The organism is Loktanella gaetbuli, assembly GCF_020531945.1.
Lineage (GTDB): Bacteria > Pseudomonadota > Alphaproteobacteria > Rhodobacterales > Rhodobacteraceae > Loktanella > Loktanella gaetbuli.
Window position 1 is genome coordinate 392,087 of record NZ_JAJATZ010000002.1, and the last position, 20,463, is coordinate 412,549.

Annotated in this window: 23 protein-coding genes; 11 read left to right on the plus strand and 12 right to left on the minus strand. The window is 61.8% G+C overall.

Annotation, left to right across the window (positions count from 1 at the left end):
• The first annotated feature begins 95 nt into the window (after window positions 1–95).
• Window positions 96–3,428 (plus strand): carbamoyl-phosphate synthase large subunit, encoded by a 3,333-nt coding sequence (carB, locus tag LGQ03_RS05585; RefSeq protein WP_226747600.1) that lies wholly within the window; start codon window positions 96–98, stop codon window positions 3,426–3,428.
• Between the two features lie 65 nt (window positions 3,429–3,493).
• A complete protein-coding gene (locus LGQ03_RS05590; protein ID WP_226747601.1) occupies window positions 3,494–3,766 on the plus strand; it encodes a hypothetical protein in 273 nt (90 codons plus the stop codon).
• A 2-nt stretch (window positions 3,767–3,768) separates the two neighbouring features.
• Here the strand turns inward: LGQ03_RS05590 and LGQ03_RS05595 are convergent, their stop codons facing one another.
• Window positions 3,769–4,365 (minus strand): DUF805 domain-containing protein, encoded by a 597-nt coding sequence (locus LGQ03_RS05595; RefSeq protein ID WP_226747602.1) that lies wholly within the window; start codon window positions 4,363–4,365, stop codon window positions 3,769–3,771.
• Between the two features lie 122 nt (window positions 4,366–4,487).
• Here LGQ03_RS05595 and LGQ03_RS05600 point away from each other — a divergent pair, with 122 nt between their 5' ends.
• Window positions 4,488–5,606: a beta-ketoacyl-ACP synthase III gene (locus LGQ03_RS05600; RefSeq protein ID WP_226747603.1), complete on the plus strand. Its 1,119-nt coding sequence runs from the start codon at window positions 4,488–4,490 to the stop codon at window positions 5,604–5,606.
• Here the strand turns inward: LGQ03_RS05600 and LGQ03_RS05605 are convergent.
• Entirely contained in the window at window positions 5,603–6,436 is an 834-nt protein-coding gene (locus LGQ03_RS05605; RefSeq protein ID WP_226747604.1) for an aldo/keto reductase, read from the minus strand. The two genes, LGQ03_RS05600 and LGQ03_RS05605, sit on opposite strands and share 4 nt — an antisense overlap.
• Before the next feature lie 131 nt (window positions 6,437–6,567).
• On the opposite strand from LGQ03_RS05605, the gene LGQ03_RS05610 reads away from it, so the two are divergent.
• Together LGQ03_RS05610 and LGQ03_RS05615 are read left to right on the plus strand one after the other, a co-directional pair.
• Window positions 6,568–7,167 carry a thymidine kinase gene (locus LGQ03_RS05610; RefSeq protein WP_090160333.1) on the plus strand — a complete coding sequence of 200 codons (600 nt, stop codon included), beginning with the start codon at window positions 6,568–6,570 and terminating at the stop codon, window positions 7,165–7,167.
• A gap of 34 nt (window positions 7,168–7,201) precedes the next feature.
• Window positions 7,202–7,690 carry a cytochrome b gene (locus tag LGQ03_RS05615; protein WP_226747605.1) on the plus strand — a complete coding sequence of 163 codons (489 nt, stop codon included), beginning with the start codon at window positions 7,202–7,204 and terminating at the stop codon, window positions 7,688–7,690.
• Here the strand turns inward: LGQ03_RS05615 and LGQ03_RS05620 are convergent.
• The 4 genes from LGQ03_RS05620 to LGQ03_RS05635 form a co-directional block, all read right to left on the minus strand.
• Window positions 7,687–8,631, minus strand: a complete 945-nt coding sequence (locus LGQ03_RS05620) for a 2-hydroxyacid dehydrogenase (protein ID WP_226747606.1) — start codon at window positions 8,629–8,631, stop codon at window positions 7,687–7,689. The two genes, LGQ03_RS05615 and LGQ03_RS05620, sit on opposite strands and share 4 nt — an antisense overlap.
• Entirely contained in the window at window positions 8,628–8,969 is a 342-nt protein-coding gene (locus tag LGQ03_RS05625; RefSeq protein ID WP_090160337.1) for a tRNA-binding protein, read from the minus strand. Before LGQ03_RS05625 ends, LGQ03_RS05620 begins: the two co-directional genes overlap by 4 nt.
• Window positions 8,962–9,777 (minus strand): pyrroline-5-carboxylate reductase, encoded by an 816-nt coding sequence (gene proC, locus LGQ03_RS05630; protein ID WP_090160481.1) that lies wholly within the window; start codon window positions 9,775–9,777, stop codon window positions 8,962–8,964. Before proC ends, LGQ03_RS05625 begins: the two co-directional genes overlap by 8 nt.
• Window positions 9,778–9,857: 80 nt before the next feature.
• The gene (locus LGQ03_RS05635) at window positions 9,858–10,361 is read right to left on the minus strand and encodes a type III secretion system chaperone family protein (RefSeq protein ID WP_090160339.1); all 504 of its coding nucleotides are present in this window, start codon (window positions 10,359–10,361) and stop codon (window positions 9,858–9,860) included.
• 290 nt (window positions 10,362–10,651) lie between these two features.
• Between LGQ03_RS05635 and LGQ03_RS05640 the strand changes: the two genes are divergently transcribed.
• A complete protein-coding gene (locus LGQ03_RS05640; protein ID WP_226747607.1) occupies window positions 10,652–11,683 on the plus strand; it encodes a M42 family metallopeptidase in 1,032 nt (343 codons plus the stop codon).
• Between the two features lie 88 nt (window positions 11,684–11,771).
• Here the strand turns inward: LGQ03_RS05640 and LGQ03_RS05645 are convergent, their stop codons facing one another.
• The 3 genes from LGQ03_RS05645 to LGQ03_RS05655 all read right to left on the minus strand — a co-directional run bounded on the left by LGQ03_RS05645 (window position 11,772) and on the right by LGQ03_RS05655 (window position 13,461).
• Complete coding sequence (locus LGQ03_RS05645; RefSeq protein ID WP_226747608.1) at window positions 11,772–12,341, minus strand: fasciclin domain-containing protein; 570 nt, start codon at window positions 12,339–12,341, stop codon at window positions 11,772–11,774.
• 143 nt (window positions 12,342–12,484) lie between these two features.
• On the minus strand, window positions 12,485–13,183 hold the full coding sequence (locus LGQ03_RS05650) for an HAD family hydrolase (RefSeq protein ID WP_226747609.1): 699 nt from the start codon (window positions 13,181–13,183) through the stop codon (window positions 12,485–12,487).
• Window positions 13,183–13,461: a DUF3572 domain-containing protein gene (locus LGQ03_RS05655; protein ID WP_090160347.1), complete on the minus strand. Its 279-nt coding sequence runs from the start codon at window positions 13,459–13,461 to the stop codon at window positions 13,183–13,185. The genes LGQ03_RS05650 and LGQ03_RS05655 overlap by 1 nt, the downstream gene beginning before the upstream one ends.
• A 93-nt stretch (window positions 13,462–13,554) precedes the next feature.
• On the opposite strand from LGQ03_RS05655, the gene LGQ03_RS05660 reads away from it, so the two are divergent.
• The 3 genes from LGQ03_RS05660 (at window position 13,555) to LGQ03_RS05670 (ending at window position 16,133) form a co-directional block, all read left to right on the plus strand.
• Window positions 13,555–14,943, plus strand: a complete 1,389-nt coding sequence (locus LGQ03_RS05660) for a diguanylate cyclase (RefSeq protein WP_226747610.1) — start codon at window positions 13,555–13,557, stop codon at window positions 14,941–14,943.
• A gap of 109 nt (window positions 14,944–15,052) precedes the next feature.
• Window positions 15,053–15,448, plus strand: coding sequence for a DUF983 domain-containing protein (locus LGQ03_RS05665; RefSeq protein WP_226747611.1), 396 nt, complete (start codon window positions 15,053–15,055; stop codon window positions 15,446–15,448).
• Complete coding sequence (locus LGQ03_RS05670) at window positions 15,432–16,133, plus strand: NUDIX domain-containing protein (RefSeq protein WP_226747612.1); 702 nt, start codon at window positions 15,432–15,434, stop codon at window positions 16,131–16,133. Before LGQ03_RS05665 ends, LGQ03_RS05670 begins: the two co-directional genes overlap by 17 nt.
• Here LGQ03_RS05670 and LGQ03_RS05675 read toward each other — a convergent pair.
• From LGQ03_RS05675 to LGQ03_RS05685, 3 genes are read right to left on the minus strand one after another with little or no spacing between them, the layout of a single operon-like run.
• Window positions 16,115–16,456, minus strand: coding sequence for an arsenate reductase family protein (locus LGQ03_RS05675; protein WP_226747613.1), 342 nt, complete (start codon window positions 16,454–16,456; stop codon window positions 16,115–16,117). The genes LGQ03_RS05670 and LGQ03_RS05675 overlap by 19 nt on opposite strands.
• 38 nt (window positions 16,457–16,494) lie before the next feature.
• Window positions 16,495–16,977 (minus strand): dihydrofolate reductase, encoded by a 483-nt coding sequence (locus LGQ03_RS05680; RefSeq protein ID WP_226747614.1) that lies wholly within the window; start codon window positions 16,975–16,977, stop codon window positions 16,495–16,497.
• A complete protein-coding gene (locus LGQ03_RS05685; protein ID WP_226747615.1) occupies window positions 16,977–17,795 on the minus strand; it encodes a thymidylate synthase in 819 nt (272 codons plus the stop codon). The genes LGQ03_RS05680 and LGQ03_RS05685 overlap by 1 nt, the downstream gene beginning before the upstream one ends.
• Window positions 17,796–17,977: 182 nt before the next feature.
• Here LGQ03_RS05685 and LGQ03_RS05690 point away from each other — a divergent pair, with 182 nt between their 5' ends.
• A complete protein-coding gene (locus LGQ03_RS05690) occupies window positions 17,978–18,991 on the plus strand; it encodes a hypothetical protein (RefSeq protein ID WP_226747616.1) in 1,014 nt (337 codons plus the stop codon).
• Window positions 18,988–20,412 carry a hypothetical protein gene (locus LGQ03_RS05695; RefSeq protein ID WP_226747617.1) on the plus strand — a complete coding sequence of 475 codons (1,425 nt, stop codon included), beginning with the start codon at window positions 18,988–18,990 and terminating at the stop codon, window positions 20,410–20,412. The genes LGQ03_RS05690 and LGQ03_RS05695 overlap by 4 nt, the downstream gene beginning before the upstream one ends.
• The last annotated feature ends 51 nt before the right edge of the window (window positions 20,413–20,463 follow it).

Consider the following 20,463-nt stretch of genomic DNA (forward strand, 5'->3'; position numbering starts at 1 on the left):
ATTTTTCGCGAAAAATCGGTTCCCGGTCATCGGGCCTTGCACCTTGCCCGCGCCCTTCTATAACGCGGACAATTTGCTGCAATTTGGGGGCCGCCATGCCAAAACGCGATGATATCAAGTCCATCATGATTATCGGGGCCGGTCCCATCGTCATCGGACAGGCCTGCGAATTCGACTATTCCGGCGCACAGGCCTGCAAGGCGCTGCGCGAAGAGGGTTACCGCGTCATCCTCGTGAATTCGAACCCGGCCACGATCATGACCGATCCCGGCCTCGCGGATGCGACCTATATCGAGCCGATCACCCCCGAGGTCGTGGCCAAGATCATCGCCAAGGAACGCCCCGACGCGCTGCTGCCCACGATGGGCGGACAGACGGGGCTGAACACCTCGCTGGCACTGGCCGACATGGGCGTGCTGGAAAAATACAACGTCGAACTGATCGGGGCCAAGCGTGAGGCCATCGAGATGGCCGAGGACCGCAAGCTGTTCCGCGAGGCAATGGACCGGCTGGGGATCGAGAACCCCAAGGCCACGATCGTGACCGCGCCGAAAAAGGCTGACGGCAAATTCGACATCAAGGCCGGGGTGCAACTGGCCATCGACGCGATTGAATACGTGGGCCTGCCCGCGATTATCCGCCCTGCCTTTACACTTGGCGGGACCGGCGGCGGTGTCGCCTACAACCGTGACCAGTACGAACACTTCTGCCGCACCGGCATGGAAGCGTCACCCATGGCGCAGATCCTGATCGACGAATCCCTGCTGGGCTGGAAAGAGTTCGAGATGGAGGTGGTGCGCGACACCGCGGACAACGCGATCATCGTCTGTGCCATCGAAAACGTGGACCCGATGGGTGTGCACACCGGCGACAGCATCACCGTGGCCCCTGCCCTGACGCTGACCGACAAGGAATACCAGATCATGCGCACGCACAGCATCAACGTGCTGCGCGAAATCGGCGTGGAAACCGGCGGGTCCAACGTGCAGTGGGCCGTGAACCCCGACGATGGCCGCATGGTCGTCATCGAAATGAACCCACGCGTGTCGCGGTCATCGGCATTGGCGTCCAAGGCGACGGGTTTCCCGATTGCGAAAATCGCGGCGAAACTGGCCGTGGGTTACACGCTGGACGAGTTGGACAACGACATCACCGGAGTGACCCCTGCGTCATTCGAGCCGACGATCGACTATGTCGTGACGAAAATCCCGCGCTTTGCATTCGAGAAATTCGCAGGGTCAGAGCCGCTGCTGACCACGGCGATGAAATCCGTGGGCGAGGCGATGGCCATTGGCCGCACCATCCATGAATCCTTCCAAAAGGCGCTGGCCAGCATGGAAACCGGGCTGACCGGGTTCGACGACATCGCGATCCCTGGTGCCCCTGACGTTGCCGCCATCACCAAGGCGCTGGCACGCCAGACCCCCGACCGCATTCGCGTGATCGCGCAGGCGATGCGTCACGGTCTGAGCGATGACGACATCCACGCCGTCACCAAATTCGATCCCTGGTTCCTGGCCCGGATCCGCGAAATCGTAGACGCCGAAGAGGTGGTCAAAACGAACGGCCTGCCCGCGGACGAGACGGGCCTGCGCAAGCTCAAGATGATGGGCTTTACCGATGCGCGTCTGGCTACCCTGACAGGTCAGTCAGAGGCAGACGTACGGCGCGCGCGGACCAACGCCGGTGTTGTCGCCGTGTTCAAACGTATTGATACCTGTGCTGCCGAATTCGAGGCGCAGACGCCTTATATGTATTCGACCTACGAGGCCCCCATGATGGGCGAAGTCGAGGACGAGGCGCGCCCGTCCGACCGCAAGAAGGTCGTGATCCTGGGTGGTGGTCCCAACCGGATCGGACAGGGGATCGAGTTTGACTATTGCTGCTGTCACGCCTGTTTCGCCCTGACCGATCAGGGCTATGAGACGATCATGATCAACTGCAACCCCGAGACGGTTTCGACCGACTACGATACATCGGACCGGTTGTATTTCGAGCCGCTGACGTTCGAGCACGTCATGGAAATCCTGCGGGTCGAGCAGGAAAATGGTGTGCTGCACGGTGTGATCGTGCAGTTCGGCGGTCAGACGCCACTGAAACTGGCGAACGCACTGCAAGAGGCAGGCATTCCGATCCTCGGCACCTCGCCCGACGCGATCGACCTGGCCGAGGACCGCGAGCGGTTCCAGGATCTGGTCAACCGTCTGGGGCTGAAACAGCCGGTGAACGGTATCGCATCCACCGACCAGCAGGCCTTTGCAATCGCCGCGGACATCGGGTTCCCGCTGGTCATCCGCCCGTCCTATGTGCTGGGGGGCCGCGCGATGGAAATCGTGCGCGATCAGGCACAGCTGGAACGCTACATCTCTGACGCTGTGGTGGTATCGGGCGACAGCCCCGTGCTGCTGGACAGCTATCTGTCGGGTGCTGTCGAGGTGGATGTCGATTGCCTGTGCGACGGTGAAAACACCCATGTCGCCGGTATCATGCAGCACATCGAAGAGGCCGGCGTGCATTCCGGCGACAGTGCCTGTTCGCTGCCGCCGCATTCGCTGTCCGACGCGATGATCACCGAGATCCGCCGCCAGACCGACCTGCTGGCCAAGGAATTGCGCGTCGTCGGCCTGATGAACATCCAGTTCGCCGTCAAGAACGAAGAAGTCTACCTGATCGAGGTGAACCCTCGCGCGTCCCGCACCGTGCCATTCGTGGCCAAGGCGACCGACAGTGCCATTGCGTCCATCGCCGCCCGTCTGATGGCAGGCGAGCCGCTGTCGAATTTCCCGCTGCGCGCGCCCTACCCCGAAACCGACAACCCGATGGATGTGTTGCCGCTGGGCGACGCCTTCACGCTGGCCGATCCGAAAACACCCTGGTTCAGCGTCAAGGAAGCGGTTCTGCCATTCGCGCGGTTCCCCGGCGTCGACACGATTCTGGGGCCGGAAATGCGATCCACGGGCGAGGTCATGGGCTGGGACCGCAACTTTGCCCGTGCATTCCTCAAGGCGCAGATGGGTGCGGGCACAGACCTGCCGACGACTGGCCGCGTGTTCGTGTCGATCCGCGATGATGACAAGACGGACGCCATGGCAGAGGCCGCACGCGGCCTGACCGACCTTGGACTGTCCATCGTGGCTACCCGCGGCACCGCGAAGTGGCTGGCCGATCTGGGCATCACCGTGGAAACCGTGAACAAGGTCTACGAAGGTGGCCGGACCATCGTCGATCAGCTTAAGGACAGCGAGATCTCGCTGGTGCTGAACACCACCGAAGGGGCGCAGGCCGTCGAGGATTCGCGCGATATCCGTGCCGTCGCCCTGAACGACAAGATCCCGTATTTCACCACTGCCGCCGCCGCACAGGCTGCGGTGATGGCGATGCAGGAACGTGCGAATGGCGAAATCGAGGTGCGCAGCCTGCAAGGCTGACACCCTGCGGTTAACGCGGCAACGCAGACGTGCTATGACGGGACCAGATCACGAAAGGTCCCGTCATGCTGCGCCTCACGCCTATTGTTCTTCTCGCGGCCTGCACGGTCGCACCGACCTATACCCCACCCCTGTTCGGCGATGGCTACCGCGCTGACGGCGATCAATGCCGTCGGGTGGCCGAGGACGATTTCACCAACCAGTTTCTGGACGACGCAGCCGACCTCGTGGCCTGCCCCCTCGACATGGAAAACATCGGCGTCTTTGCATTGGATACGGGCGCGTCGGCTGTGGCACAGGTGCCCGGCTACATCCTTTATTCCGTCCCGCGCCGTTAGGATCAGCCGAACCGGTTCGGGCCATCGGGCACGCGACACCACCAGACGATCAGGATGATCCAACCGATCACGGGCAAAAGCAGCAGCAACTGCCACCAGCCCGATTTGTCGATGTCATGCAGGCGGCGCGCGGTCAGCGCGATGGTCGGGATAAAGACGGCAAGCGACCAGATATTGCCCAGCACCCCGAATTCCTGACCAACTTCGCCAAACAGAGCGGCATCGACGATCCCCAGAACGATACCGATGATGATGCTGTCCAGCATGAACCACCAGAATTCACCGCGGTTGCTGCGTCCCTTGAAATCGAAATAGCGGGCAAAGAATTGCTGAAACGCGTCCTTCATCCCGCTTTGGCGGCGATAATCGCGGCCCGTGTCTGCATACTCTGGCACTGCGGGTCGCCCGGCACCTGCAGGCTGTGACAGGGTCCGCGACACGCCCTCGACATGCATGTGCGCGGGTTCCCATTCCTTCATGGTGTCGGTCCAGACCAATGTGCGGGGGCCGACGATGCCGGACCGGGTCAATGCCCCGAATTCGGATTCGTCAATCGGGCCGTGTTCCTTGCCGTCGTTCGCATAGTACCATTGTGCCATGGTCTGTCTCCTCGCGCTGTCGCTGGAAACCTGCGACGAAGCTGACGTCGTGTAAAGAGACCACTTGCTGGACAAGCGCGCCCGGCAACGGCAAAATCAGTTACCCAGCGAAAGGTCCCATCATGCCAAATGCCGCCATCACCGGAACGGGTGTGTTCACCCCGTCCGAAATCATCACCAATGCCGAACTGGTGACGGCCTATAATGCCTATGCAGACCTGTGGAACGCGGAACATGCCGACGACATCGCCGCAGAGAAAACGGCGGCAAAGCCCTATTCATCCGAGGATTTCATCGTTGCCGCATCCGGGATCGAGCGGCGCTATGTGATCGACAAAACCGGCGTGCTGGACCCCACCCGGATGTATCCGCATTTTCGCGCCCGCAGCGATGATGAACCATCCCTGATGGCGGAAATCGCCCAGGACGCGATTGCCAAGGCGCTGGCACAAGCGGGGATCACGGGCACGGATGTCGATCTGGTGATCTGTGCCGCGTCCAACATCGAACGCGCCTACCCGGCGGTGGCGGTCGAAATCCAGCAGTTGATCGGTGCCGGCGGCTTTGCCTTTGACATGAACGTGGCCTGTTCATCCGCGACATTCGGCATCCAGCTGGCCGCCGACATGATCAAGGCCGGGTCGGTGCGGGCGGCTGTCGTCGTGAACCCCGAAATCACCAGCGGCCATCACGAATGGCGCGACCGCGACTGCCATTTCATTTTCGGTGACGTCTGCACCGCGACGGTCCTGCAACCCGAGGACGCAGCAAGTGGTGCGCATTTCAAGGTCCTGTCGACCCGTTGCGCGACCGAATTTTCCAACAATATCCGCAATAACGCCGGTTTCCTGCGCCGGACGCGCGACCAGATGGAGGACCGCCGCGACATGCAGTTCATGCAAAACGGTCGGCGTGTGTTCAAGGAGGTGCTGCCAATGGTCAGCCAGCATATGGCGGACCACATGGCAGACGAGGGTCTGACGGCAGATGACCTCAAACGGCTGTGGCTGCATCAGGCCAACAAGACGATGAACAGCTATATCGGCAAAAAGGTGATGGGCCGCGACCCTGAACCCGATGAACAGCCGAATATCCTTCAGGATTATGCCAACACATCGTCGGCGGGCTCGATCATCGCGTTTTCGAAATACTCGGACGATCTGGTTCCCGGCGACAAGGGAATCATCTGTTCCTTTGGCGCCGGGTATTCGGTCGGGTCGGTCGTCGTCGAACGGGCCTAGTCGAGCCCGTTGAACGTATCGGGGTCAGGCCCGGTACGTTCGCCGGTGTCCAGCGCCGCGATGGCCGTCAGGTCATCGTCGGTCAGGTTGAAATCAAAGATATCCATATTGGCCCGCAGGTGATCGGGATTGCCTGACCGGCTGATCACGACGTTCCCGATGTCGATGTGCCAGCGCAGTATCACCTGTGCGGGGGACTTGCCTGTGCGGTCAGCAATCGCCTTGATCGGGGCGGCATCGAACGATCGCGCACTGCCCAGCGGCGACCAGCTTTGCGTGACGATGTCGCGTGCATCGTTGACTTGGGCCAGTTTGGATTGCTGCAGGCGCGGGTTCACCTCGACCTGGTTCAGGACGGGTTTCACGCCGGTTTCGCCGATGATGCGGTCCAGATGATCCTTGTGAAAGTTCGACACACCGATTGAAGTCATCTGCCCATCCGCCTGCGCGTCGATCAATGCCTTCCACGCGGTGACATAGGTGTCCTGCTGCGGAAAGGGCCAGTGCAGCAGCATCAGGTCCAGTTTTTCCAGACCCGTGCGATTCAGGCTGTCATCGACCGATTTGCGCACGTCGTCATAGGACATGCCGTCGTTCCAGACCTTGGACGTGATGAACAAATCATCGCGTGACACCTCGCTTGCGCGGATGCCCTCACCCAGCTCCTCTTCGTTCTTGTACATCGCCGCCCCGTCGATCAGGCGGTAGCCCATGCCGATGGCATCGCGCACGACGTCAGCGCATGTGTCCTTTGGCACCTGCCAAAGGCCCAGTCCGAATTTCGGGATCGCGTTTCCGTCGTGAAAGGCTTGGGTCGGAATGTCGGTCATGGCTTTATCCTTTGTCTTTTCAGTCGGACAACGGATCGCAGGGCTGATCTGTTCCATGACAATGGCGGTGTGAGCGGCAGACAGGCACGCACGCTCTTGCAAAGGGTCGGACCGTGGCGGTAGGCAGGCGCATGGCGAAGCTCTATTTCAATTATTCCACGATGAACGCGGGCAAATCGACCGTGTTGCTGCAAGCCAGCCACAACTACATCGAACGCGGAATGCAGACCTATCTGATGACGGCGCGGCTGGATACGCGCGCCGGTCAGGGCCGGATCGCCAGCCGGATCGGCATCGGCGACGTGGCCGATACATTCGCCCCCGGTGAAAACCTCTTCACCAAAATCGCGCGCCGACTGGACGCGGAACCGTGCGCCTGCGTTTTCATCGACGAGGCGCAGTTTCTGGAAGAGGAACAGGTCTGGCAACTGGCCCGGGCGGTCGATGATCTGGGCGTGCCGATCATGTGCTACGGGTTGCGCGTCGATTTTCAGGGCAAGCTGTTTCCGGGCTCGGCCACCCTGCTGGCCCTGGCCGATGAAATGCGAGAGGTCCGCACGATCTGTCACTGCGGACGCAAGGCCACGATGGTCGTGCGCAAGGACGCGGATGGCCGCGTCGTTCAGGCGGGCGATCAGGTGCAGGTTGGCGGCAATGACCGATATGTGTCGCTTTGTCGCAAACACTGGCGCGAGGCGATGGACGACGCGGAACCGGATCTGCTGATCTGAGTTTGCTTCCTAGTCATTTGTTAGGTCCAAAGTCATGTCAGACAGCCTTCGTTATTCCCGCAAACACATGTTCCTGCACTGGATCATTGCCCTGCTGGTCGCCGTCCAGTTCTTCTTTGCGGAAAACATGGGGGCCGCTTTCGACGCCAAGCTTGAAACAGCCAGCGGCGGTTGGACGACCGGCGCTGCCTTTCACGCGATACTGGGCGCGTCGATTGGCCTACTCATGCTGTGGCGGTTGATGATCCGTCGCACGACCGACATCCCGCCGCCGCCGGCACATGCCCCCGATCTGATCAGGACGGTCAGCCGGGCCACCCACTGGCTGTTCTACGCAATCCTGATCGCCATGCCGGTCGCGGGCGCGATCGCATGGTTTTCCAAACTGGAATGGATGGCAGAGGTTCACGACGTCACCGGCAAGGTGCTGATCGCCCTGATCGTGTTACACATCGCCGGGGCCGCCTATCACCATTTCATCGGTGGTGACAAAAGCGTCATCCACCGCATGATCCCGCGCTAGACCGCGTTTGGCGGCGCATCCCCCTGATCCCACGCGATCAGGTTATCCACGGCGAGCTGCCCCATCGCCTCGCGGACCTCCAACGCTGCCGTGCCAAGGTGCGGCAGCAATACCACGTTGTCCAAGCCCAGCAATTCTGATGGCACCGTCGGTTCGTTTTCGTAGACGTCCAAACCGGCGCTGATGCGACCGGATTTCAGCGCGGCCACCAATGATGCTTCGTCCACGACGTCGCCACGCGCGATATTGATGAAAATCGCGCCGTCGCTCAGTTCCGCCAGTGCGTCAGCGTCGATCAGGTGGACGTTCTCACCGCCTCCCGGCACGGCCACGACGACCACGTCCGATTGGCTCATCACGCCGCTGAGTTCCTCGACCTGACGGGCGGGGAAATCGACGTCTTTGACCGAGCGATTGTAATAGATCACCTTCATATCAAAACCAAAATGCGCACGACGGGCGATGGCCTGACCAATGCGGCCCATGCCGACGATGCCGATACGTTTGCCGGTCAGATGCATCCCCAGCAGTTGCGTCGGCTCCCATCCGGTCCATTGTCCCGCGCGGACCAGACGCTCTCCCTCGCCCGCGCGGCGGGCGGCCATCAGCATCAGCGTCAGCGCGATGTCAGCGGTCGCATCGGTGACAGCACCGGGCGTGTTGGAAACAGTGACGCCGGCGGCCTTGGCCGCACGCACATCAATGTGGTTGTAGCCAACGCCGAAATTGGCCAGCATCTTGCACCGCAGGTCAGGCGTCGCGAATGCCATGTCGGTGAAACCGTCACCCAAGGTGCACATGATTGCGTCGTATTCCTGCAAGGCCAATGCAGCGGCCTCGACGCTCAGCGGGCCGTCGTCACTGATCGTGACATCAAAGTGTGGGCGCACCGCGTCGATGGTCGCGTCCGGAAAAGGGCGGGTCAGCAGAAGGCGTTTCAATGCAACCGCCCCCCGTTCGGCACCGACTGGTCCGGCGTTGCCAGCACAACGGCACCGTCGGCATCAGGAAATCCCATGACCAGGACTTCTGACATGAATTTTCCGATCTGGCGCGGTGGAAAATTCACGACCGCCATGACCTGACGTCCGATCAACCCTTCCGGTGTGTAGTGGACCGTCAACTGGGCCGAGGTCTTGCGTTCACCGATGTCGCCACCGAAATCGATCCAGAGCTTGATCGCGGGCTTGCGGGCCTCCGGATAGGGTTCGGCCCGTACCACCGTGCCGACGCGCACGTCGACCTTCATGAAATCGTCGAAATCGATCTGATCAGTCACGCGACAACTCCCGTCCACGGTCAGCCGCGGCGGTGACGGCGCGCGACAATAGCTTGGGGAATCCGTGTTCCGCGTCCATCAACACCTCCAACGCGGCCTGGGTCGTGCCATTGGGCGAGGTCACGTTGCGGCGCAGCTGGGCTGGATCCTCGTCCGAATCCTCTGCCAACTGCCCTGCCCCGCCGACGGTCGCCTTTGCCAGTTTCATGGCAACATCCTCTGGCAGGCCCTGTTCGACGCCGGCAGCGGCAAGTGTTTCGATCAGATGAAAGACATAGGCCGGACCAGACCCAGACACGCCGGTGACGGCGTCGATCTGCGCCTCGTCGTCCAGCCGGACAGTCTGGCCGACCGCGTTCATCAGCGTCTCCGCCAGTGACAGGTGGTCATCGGTCGCAGCGGCATTGCCGACCAGCGCACTGATACCGCGCCCGATTGCGGCGGGCGTGTTGGGCATGGTCCGCACGATGGGACTGTCCGCGCCAAACGCCGCCTCGAACCGCGCCAGCGACGTGCCTGCAGCAACCGACACGAACAGCGTCTTGCCGCCACCCAAGGCTGCCATCGCAGGCAGCGCATCACCCATCATCTGCGGTTTCACGGCCACCAGCGCCACGGCGGGTGCATCCGGCGTGCCATCGTTGATATGACAGCCCGTGGCGCGGACCCAGTCACTGGGATTGGGGTCCAGTATCCAGACCGAACCCGCAGGCAGGCCCGATTTCAGCCAGCCGTCCAGCAGGGCCGATCCCATCTTGCCACAGCCCAGCAGCACCAGACCACGGTCAGCAACGTCATTCATATCCATATCGGGCACCCCATCTGTCAATTCGCCCAAACGCTACGCCCCGTCATGCAGGGGCGCAAGCAATTGCCCCCTGCGCGAAATCAGGCGCGACCGTAGGTTTCCGCGATGGCGATTTTCAGCGCCTCTTCGGGGGACCGGTTTGCCCAGGTGACCAGTTGCAGTGCGGGGTAATAGCGTTCGCAGCAGGTCACGGCGGTGTGGATCATCGTGTCGATCTGCTCGGGGCTGGCCACCTGCTCGCCCGCGAGGACAAGACCATAGCGGTAGACCATCATTTTCTGATCGCCCCACCAAGTGAACGTCCCGCCCCAACTGTCGTCATTGATCGCGTTCAGCGCCTCGAACAACGCCGGCAAGCGCGATGCGGGTGGCTCCATCTCGTAGGTGCAGATCAGGCGCAGGGTTTCGTCCGCCTGCGACCAGGCCAGCGTCAACGCATAGGTGCGCCACTGGCCTTCGACAGCCATGGCGATCCGGTCATCGTGGACACGGTCGAATTCCCAGGCGTGGTGTTCCGCCAGATGTTCGACCAGATCGATCGGATGCACATCGTCGGCGTCCAGAAACATGTCTGTCAGGGCCATATCGTTTGCCTCTCTACGGGACTTCGGAGGTGATCCTGCCCGTTTGTTTGCTGCTCTATGACGGGTATGGTTCTTGTTCCGCCCCTACAAGATATCGTGACGGCAGGTTTACTTTGTGTAAAGTCCGTTTTGGCGAATCTGCTGTGGATAAGGCGGCGAATCGCCGGTGCACGGCACATTTCGCGGGGATAAGTCGCGTCCATTGTGCGCCATTGCGAATGGCACCGCGTTGCGGGCCCCGCGGCACGGGCATAGGGTGCCGGCAAATCCAAATTGCAAAAGGTGCCCCCATGAACATCGATCTGCTCAAGCGACTGTGCGAAACGCCCGGCGTCCCCGGACGCGAGGACCGGGTCCGCGACCTGATCCTGTCGGAAATCGACGGTCTGTTCGATCATGTCGAAACCGACCCGATGGGCAGCCTGCTGTGCCGCCGCGACGCGGGGACCGAGGATGCGCCGCGCATCATGCTGCTGTGCCACATGGACGAAATCGGATTTCTGGTCAGCCATATCGACGACAAGGGGTTCATCTATGTCCAGCCCGTCGGCGGTTTCGACCCGCGCAACCTGTTTTCGCGCCGCGTCCTTGTCTGCACCGATCACGGCGACCTCAAGGGGGTGATGAACCCCGGCGGCAAGCCGATCCATATTTCCAGCCCCGAGGACCGCAAGAAGGTGCCCGAGGTCGGCGAATTCTTTATCGACACGGGCCTGGGTGCCGCGACCAAGGACCACGTCCAAATCGGTGATTTCGTGGTGATGGACGAGCCCCTGATGGAGATGGGCGACAAGATCGTGTCCAAGGCGCTGGACAACCGGATCGCCTGCTGGCTGGGGATCGAGGTCATCCGCGCGCTGGCCGAGGACGGTCGTGGTGCGGAAATCCACGTGGCATTCACCAGCCAGGAAGAGGTCGGCCTGCGCGGAGCCAAGACCGCAGCACACCGCATCCAGCCCGATATCGGCATCGGCATCGACACCACGCTGGCCTGCGACACCCCCGGTATCGCCGACCATCTGGCGACGACACGCCATGGCAAGGGGTTCGGCCTGCACGTGCGCGACAGTTCGTTCATTGCGGACACGGGACTTGTCCGTGAATTCGCGGCACTGGCCGACAAGGAAGGCATCCCCTACCAGCGCACCATGCTGGCAGCCGGCGGACAGGACGGGGCCGCAGCCCAGCAGGCCGCATCGGGTGCGCGCGCCATCGGGATCGTGGTCGGCACACGTTATATCCATACGGTTACCGAAATGGTGGACCGGGGCGATCTGGAGACCGCGCGCCAGATCCTGACGGCCTATCTGCGCACGTTCTGATCCGGACCTGTCGCAACGCAAAGCCCCCGCACAATGATGTGCGGGGGCGATGTCGTTCTGCTAATCCGGCCCGAGGGCCAGGATCAATTTATTGTGCGGGCAGAATGACCGTGTCGATGACGTGAACGACGCCGTTGGACTGGGTCACGTCGGCCTGGGTCACGGTCGCCACCTGGCCACGCTCGTCGGTCAGGGTGATCATGTCACCGTCCTGCTTTGCCATCAGCGTGCAGCCACCGACGGTTTCCACTGCGAATTCGCCATTTGCGTCAGCGATCATGCCGGCAATCGTGCTGGAGTCTGCGTTCACCGCCACAACGTGACAGGTCAGGATTTGCGCCAGCGCGGCCTGGTTTTCCGGCTTGAGCAGTTCAGCGACCTGGTCCTGGTTCAGTTTCGCGAATGCATCGTTGGTCGGTGCGAAAACGGTGAACGGACCGGGGCCGGACAGCGTGTCGACCAGACCGGCAGCAGCGACAGCGGAAACCAGCGTGGTCAGGTTGTCGGCGTTGGATGCGTTTTCGACGATGGTCATGCTGGGCAGCATTTCCGCGCCGCCAACCATCGGGTTCTCTGCGGCGTGGGCCGCTGCGAATGCGGAACCAGTGGACAGGGCCAGAACGGCAGCGGCGGTCATCAGGGATGTTTTCATCGTCATAGCATATTCTCTCTGTTGTCTCGGCGGGTCATTCCGCCTTGTGATGCCAGAACCACGATGAAGCACGACACAGAGTTTCGCAGGCCGCCAGAAATTTTCCCGCGCGGGGATCACGAAACCGTCAGCGATCAACCTGTGGGTCGTCAGCCCTGGCCAGCCAGCCAAGCCGGGAGGTCGGCAATACTGTCGAGCACGACATCGGCGTGGGGTCCCAGCTCGGTGCGCGGCGCAGGTCCGGTCAGCACACCTATGCAAATCATGCCGGCGGCACGCCCCGCTGTCAGGTCGTGTGTGCTGTCGCCGATCATCGCGCAATCTTGCGGTGCAATCCCTGTCCGCGCACAGAATGCATTCAGCTGCCCCGGTCCCGGTTTGTGACCAAAGCCGCTGTCGGCCCCCGCAACAAAATCAAACGCAGTGTCGATCGCGTGGTCTGCAAGATGCCTGCGGGCGGGAGCCTCGCTGTCATTGGTGGCAAGCCCAAGGACATGACCGGCCGCGCGTAAGCGCGACATCAGATCGGGCAGATCTGCCGCCGGCTGCTGCGTGACCTCGGCGCTGGCCGCGTCCATACGCGCGATCAGGGCTGGCTTGTCCGTCTGGCCCGTGATCCGCAGGATGGTATCGGCCACGACATGGACGGGTTCCGCAATGACGATGCTGCCGGCCAGGAACCGGCCTGCTGTCAGGTCATAGCCCAAGGCCTGTGACAGCCGTGCAACCAATGCCGTGTCCCCGCTGGCCTCTGCATCCAGCATGGTGCGGGTCCACGCCCCCCAGGTGGCGTTGAAATCGAACAGGGTGCCATCCTTGTCAAAGATCAGTCCGGTCGGGCGTGCCATCAGGTCCAGCTGACCTCCTCGTTTCCTGGCAAACCATAGCGGGCCTGCATCGGCACCTCGTAGGCGTGTCCATGCGCATCGCAAAATGCCATCACCCAATCATCCCGCTGGCACAGGAATTCGAGCAGCGCCGCGAGAAAGGCGGGGTCCGTTGCACCCGCCCGCATGTCACCGGCCGACAGGCCGTTCGGCCCCATGAAGGCCGCACTCAGGTCCTGATCCGCCACGACATGGGCCAGCGCCTGAAGCGCGATGATTTCGGCGTGTTCCGGTGTCATCGAATGTCCCCTGGCAATGATGAACCTTTTTTTAATCTATCGGGCGCAGTGTCCAGTCAGAAGGTGGTGAAACCATCAGACAGGGTTGGAAGAATGTCCGGTAGATTATTGATCGTGGACTCTGTGTCCACAAATCGCATCGTCCTGAGGGTGAAACTCCTCGCCGCCAAATATGAGGTCGAGGCTGTCAGCGACTGCACGGCCGCATATGCCAGCATTCAGAAACGATGCCCTGACATGATCCTGATCAATCTGACCGACAGCTTTTCCGATGGCCACGCATTTTGTGCGCATCTGCGGAGGCAGGTCGCGACGCGCAACGTGCCGATCATTTCGGTCGGCGGTCAGGATACCAGTGCGGCGCGTTTCATGGCGCTGGATGCAGGGGCGGACGATGTGCTGCCGCGCCCGGTCTGCGATACACTACTGCTCGCGCGGGTCCGCAATCTGCTGCGCCGCGGCAATCGCGCGCGTGAACTTGACCTGCGCAGCGAGACACTCCGCATGATGGGACTGGATGAAACGCGCAGCCCCCGGATCGCACCTGCCTGTGTCACGCTGCTGTCGGATCACGCACAGGCGGCCGCGACCGTTTCAGGGCAGCTTCAGGCCGGGCTGGGGCAACGGGTGCGGGTCATGGACCGTGACGGTGCCCTTGCCGACGATTCCCGGGTCGCGACGGATGTTTTCGTCATCGACGCAACGCGCTGCCAGTCCGACGGGGACGATCTGTTCCGCCTATTGGCCGATCTGCGCACCCGTGACCAGACGCGACATGCAGCACAACTGATCCTGCTTGCCCAGGATGACTTGCGGACTGCTGCGCTGGTGCTGGATCTGGGGGCCGACGACGTGATCCTGGGACCGTTTGAACAGGACGAGCTGTGTCATCGCACGCGTGTCCTCGTTGCACATAAATGTCAGCGTGACCGCCTGCTTGATCAAGTCGAAACGGGGCTGGCCGCCGCGATGACAGACCCCCTGACGGGGTTGTTCAATCGCCGCTATGCCCTGGCCCATCTTCGCCGGATTGCGGAACAGGCCCGCGAAACCGGGTGCGACTATGCCCTGATGGTCGCCGACATCGACCACTTCAAGGCGGTGAATGATACCTATGGGCACAGCACTGGCGATCGCGTGCTGACGGGCGTCGGGGCCTGCCTGCGCAACAGTTTTCGACCTGACGATCTGGTGGCCCGGATCGGTGGTGAGGAATTTCTGATCGTGATGCCGCGCACATCGCTGGCGGACGCCACGACCGCAGCCCAGCGCCTGCGCGAAAGGATCGGAGCCAAATATTTTGACGCAGGCGGCGACCGCAGCCCGCTGCGTGTCACTATTTCGGTCGGCATAGCGGCGGGGTCCGGCGACGGGCAATCCCTTCGGGCGCTCGACGCGCTGTTCGACCGGGCTGACCTCGCGCTCTACCGGGCCAAGGCGGAGGGTCGCAATGCGGTCGCCGTCGATCTGTCCGCAGCTTGACCGGGGGCGATAAAATCACGATCCGCACAGAACTCTGGCCTTTCAACCTGCAAAAGAGGGTTTTAATTTCGCCCCGGAGTGCCATGTTGGTCCCAAAAGGACCAACGCCATGACCCAGAGCTATAAACAGACGCCGCTGCAAGACCGCGAGATGAAAAACGCCATGCTGCGCGGTTTCAAACGGATCTGCCCCAACTGCGGTGAGGGTGACATGTTCGACAGCTATCTGCATGTGGCTGATCGCTGCCCGGCCTGCGCCGAAGACCTGTCGCAGCATCGCGCTGATGACGGGCCCGCATATCTGACGATCCTGATTGTCGGTCACTTGCTGGCACCGCTGATGATCTGGGTCTTTACCGAATTCCGGCCAAGCGCGATGACGATGGCGATCCTGTTTTCGGTCTCGACTGTTGCCTTGTCCCTGTATCTCTTGCCACGGCTCAAGGGGGTGGTCGTCGGCATTCAGTGGTCAAAGGGGATGCACGGGTTTGGTCAGCCCGGCTGATATACCCATCCGCGATGCGGCCACGGTCATTTTGTTGCGCCGTGATGGCACCCCACGGGTGTTGATGGGACAGCGTGGGGCCTCTGCCGTTTTCATGCCCAATAAGTTCGTGTTTCCCGGTGGTGCCGTCGATCCCAACGATGCCTTGGTTGCACCGACCGGCTTGTGCCACGAAACCCGGCGGGCCTTGCAAAACGACAGTGACGCGGATGCGCAGGCCCTCGTTGCCGCCGCAATCCGAGAGTTGTGGGAAGAAACGGGTCAGATGCTGGGCGTGCCCGGCGATTGGGCGGACCCGCCACGTGGATGGCGCGGTTTCGCGGCCAGCGGCCATCGCCCGACGGCTGCGGGCATGCGTTTCTTTTTCCGGGCCGTCACGCCGCAGGGCGCGCCCCGGCGGTTCGACGCCCGGTTTTTTCTGGTGGATGCCACGGCACTGATCACCGACCCCGATGACTTTGGCAGGGCCGAGGATGAATTGTCCCATCTGCATTGGGTCGACCTGAAGGCCGCGCGCGCGCTGGACCTGCCGTTTATCACCGAAGTCGCGCTGGCCGAACTTGCCGCCCATCTGGCAAATCCCACGGCCCCCCTGACCGTTCCGTTTTTCCGCAATGACGACGAACGCCATCTGATTTCACGGTTGGGCGGCAGACGTCCGCTGGATCACGCGCCCGAGGTCTGACCAAGGTGGGCGGCCTGCGCGTCTGCCTTCCAGCCCAGGGTCCAGACATCACCATTCTGAATGACAGGACGTTTCATCAGGGTCGGATGCGCGGGCAGCAAGGCATGGGGTGCAGCGGCGCGTTCGGTGTCCGACAGCTGACGCCAGGTGGCAGAGGACCGGTTGATCAGGTCATCACCAAAGCGGTCGATCAACGCGGTCAAATCCGCCTCGGCGATACCATCTGCCCGCACGTCGATCACCACTGGGTCATGGCCCGCAGCACGCAGGGCCTTGATCGCCTTGCGGCAGGTATCGCAGGTCTTGAGTGAGAAGATACGCATGTCGTCGCAAAAGCTCCTGTCTGGGCGGGATACGAGCGCTAGCCCCTGACCCGCAGATATTCGTGCAAGATACAGGTCGGGTCTGCGGGACGCAGCGTACGTGTCGCAATCTGCGTCCATGCCCCTGTGTCGAAGTCGGGAAAGAATGTATCCGCGTCGGGCACATCAAGATCGACCCGGGTGATCAGCAGGCGATCCGCCATGCCCAGCAATGCGCCATAGATGCCGGCACCGCCAATCCCGTAAATCCGCTGGTAGCCCGCCGCATAGCAGGCGGCGACCGCCGCAGCGACATCACCGAACACGTGTTCTGTCAGGGCGCTATCCTGCGAGACAACGCAATTCATCCGATTTTTCAGCGGCTTCACCGGAAGACTGTTCCAAGTGTGTCGCCCCATGATCAGCGCGCCACCCGTGGTCTCGCGCTGGAACATCGCCAGATCCTCTGGTGCGTGCCATGGGATGTCCCCATCGCGTCCGATGGCCCCGTTGCGGGCGCAGGCAACGATCAGTGTCAGCATCAGACGGCCACCGGCGCACGGATCGCCGGGTCCGGATCATAGCCGTCAAAGGCAAAGTCATCGTATCTGAAATCGAAAATCGACGTCACATCGCGCGTCAGGCGCAGCGTCGGCAACGTCTTGGGGGTGCGGGACAATTGCAAATCCACCTGTTCGCGGTGGTTGCTGTAGATATGCGCGTCCCCGATCGTGTGAATGAAATCCCCCGGCATATAGCCCGTCACATGTGCCAGCATATGCGCCAGCAGCGCGTATGAGGCGATGTTGAACGGCACCCCCAGGAACATGTCGGCAGACCGCTGGTAGAGTTGCAAATGCAGTTTGCCCCCCGCGATCCGGACCTGCCACAGGGTATGGCATGGCGGCAAGGCCATGGCATCGACCTCGCCGGGGTTCCAGGCGGACACAATCAGGCGACGGCTGTCGGGTGTTGTGCGAATGGCCTCGACCAGTTTGGCAATCTGATCGACCTCTCCCAACAGCACGATGCCGTCGTCGCCTTGTGTCACGCGGGGGAAATGACGCCACTGGTGACCGTAAACCGGTCCCAAATCACCGTTTTCATCGGCCCATTCGTTCCAGATCGACACACCGTTTTCCTGCAGATACCGCACGTTGGTATCCCCCGACAGGAACCACAGCAGTTCGTGCACGATGGATTTCAAGTGCAGCTTCTTGGTGGTGACAAGCGGGAACCCGTCAGCCAGCGGATAGCGGCACTGCATGCCGAAATGACTGATCGTGCCGGTGCCGGTCCGGTCGGTGGATGGCACACCCTGTTCAAGGACGAGACGCAGCGCGTCATGATACTGGCGCAAGGGGCAACCTCCTCGGACGGTGACGATTCCGGGGCAAGCTAAATGATGCCGCAGGCAAGTGCCACGTTGTAAATGGCGCACGCACGGCCCCGTTTTTCGCGCGTCTTGAGCGTATTGATTGACTCGGGGCCTGCCCCTGCGGACATTGGGGCAACAAAAACGACCTGAGCAGGTGTGCGACCATGACCCGATTCTTGACGACAGTCTCTGCACTGGCGTGGCTTGCCGCATGCGGTGATGGCCAGCCCCTCTTCGAAGACGTGCAATCGGATGCGCAGGTCGCGGATGACGACGACCTTGACCTGCCTCCCGGCACCGAGGATGTCAGCGCATCGTCTGACATTTTCCGGTTCGAGGCCCGCAACAGTCAGGGCGGCGGTCTCGTGACCGATGTGTCCTACAATGCTGCGAACGACACGTTCAGTGTCGACAACCTCGGGTTTGATGGCGAAAACGTCTACACGCGCAAGACCGGTGCGCTTGCCACGCTTGGCACCACGCGCGTCTACGAGGCCGACGCGACGGTCCGCGATTTCCTGACGGGCGATCCCGTCAGCCAGATCGTGCCCTATGTGGCGCTGTATGGTGTCAGCAAGAACCGGGTCGATGGTGATCCGCGCACCAGTTTCGCCATCGTCCGGACCGGCGGCTACGCAGGCTATGGGTTTGGTGGCTATGTCTATGAACGCAACGGCGGCACCGTCCTGCCAAACGAGGGGCAGGCGACTTTTTCCGGCGACTACGCTGGTGTCAGGGTGTTCGCCCCGGCACGGTCACAGCTTGAATATGTCACAGGCAAGATGAGCATCGACATTGATTTCGAAGACTTCAACGCCAATGACGCGGTCAAAGGTGCGATCACGAACCGCCGGTTCTTTGACGAAAACGGTGTGCGGATTGTAACCGGGACCGGCCCTGACGACCTGCAAAGCCCGAACGTGCCAATCATCGTCGTCGAAGGCAGCAAATCGCTGAGCACCGCAGGCGAAATCGAAGTCGAACTGCAGAATTTCATATTGAACGAGTCCGGCGTGCTGGAACCGTATGAAGGCGGGAAATTCACGGGGATCATCGCTGGCGATACGACCAGCGGATCGGGCGGCGAAATCGTCGGTGTCGTGGTGCTGGAATCAGAGGACCCCCGGTTCGAAGGGATCACCGCGCAAGAAACCGGCGGCGTGATCCTGTACCGATGACACGCCTGTCCCAATGTCTGTCCGCCCTCGCCGTGGTTGCGGCATTGCAGACCAATGCCGCCCATGCGCAGAACGTGGAACTGACCGCGGACGAGACGCGCGCACTGGCGATTGAACTGGCAAATGCAGGCGACCTGGCCGCGTCGCAATCCGTATTGGATGCCTTGCTGGCGCGTGACGACCGGGACGTGACCGCGCTGATAACGGCCGCGCGGATCGCCACGGCGCAAAACAGGCCAGCGGATGCGGTCGCGCTGGGTGCGCGCGCCTACAGCGCGTCCACAACCGACGTCGAAGCCTATGTCGCCGCACGCATCGTGGCCCGCGCCCATGTTGAACAGAACAACGACAGCCGCGCCCAGTTCTGGCTGCGGCGTGCCCGCCAGTATGCTCCGGACGCCGAAACCGCCGAAGGTGTTGCCGAAGACTATGCCTTTGTGCGGAACCGCAATCCACTGTCACTGGACCTGTCGTTCGGGATCCGGCCATCGTCCAACATCAACAATGGCTCTCAATCCCGAGAGGCGTTTTTGCTGGGACTGCCGTTCGCGCTGACATTGTCACGCGATGCGCAGGCCCTGTCGGGTCTGGCCTACAATCTGGGTGCGACCGCCCGCTACCGCCTGCGCGACAGCGAAACATCAGCGACATTTTTCGATGTCAGCATCGACGGGACCACCTACACCCTGAGCCAGGACGCCAAGGACGACCTGGAGGCAGAGGCCCGGCTGGAGGACGCGACAGGCGACACCCCCAGCGCCGAAGCCTTGCGTGATATCAAGGGCAGCGACTATGCCTTTGTGCAGCTGTCGTTCGGACTGACCCACCGGGTCAGACTGGCACCCGACCTGTTGCCGACCACGCTGTCGGCGCGGATCGGCACCAGTTGGTATGGTGGTGCCCCCTATCAGGATTTCGTCGACGCAAACGTAGGACAGTCGCTGGCGACCAGTGATCGTTCGCGGCTGCGCCTGCTCGCGGGCGTGCAAAAACAGATCGCCGAAGACAGTTTCGATGACGTGATGAGCTACCGGTTCGGGGCGCGCTACAGCTATGTTCTGGACCGCGGTGATCTGGTGACGTTTTCGATCGACGACCGGATCAGCGTGTCCGACAACGTCGAACGCGACTACACCGCGATCCGGGCCGGCGTCGACTACGACCTGTCGGAACCTGTCTATGGTGTGCGCCTAGGCTTTGGTTTGTCGGTCGAGAACCGCGCCTATGATTTCTCGCGTCTGAACGCCGGGCCCCGCGACGACCTGACAGTGGATGCACGTGCCACAGCGCAGTTCAGTCAGGTGGAATACTACGGGTTCCAGCCTGTCGGCACGCTGGAAATTAGCAAGACAAGCTCTGACAATGCGCTGTTCGACCGCGAATACATCAGCCTGGGATTTGACCTGCGTTCTGCATTCTGAGGCGTGACACGCGGCCACATGGCACTAGGTTTCGTGGCAGACACAGAACAA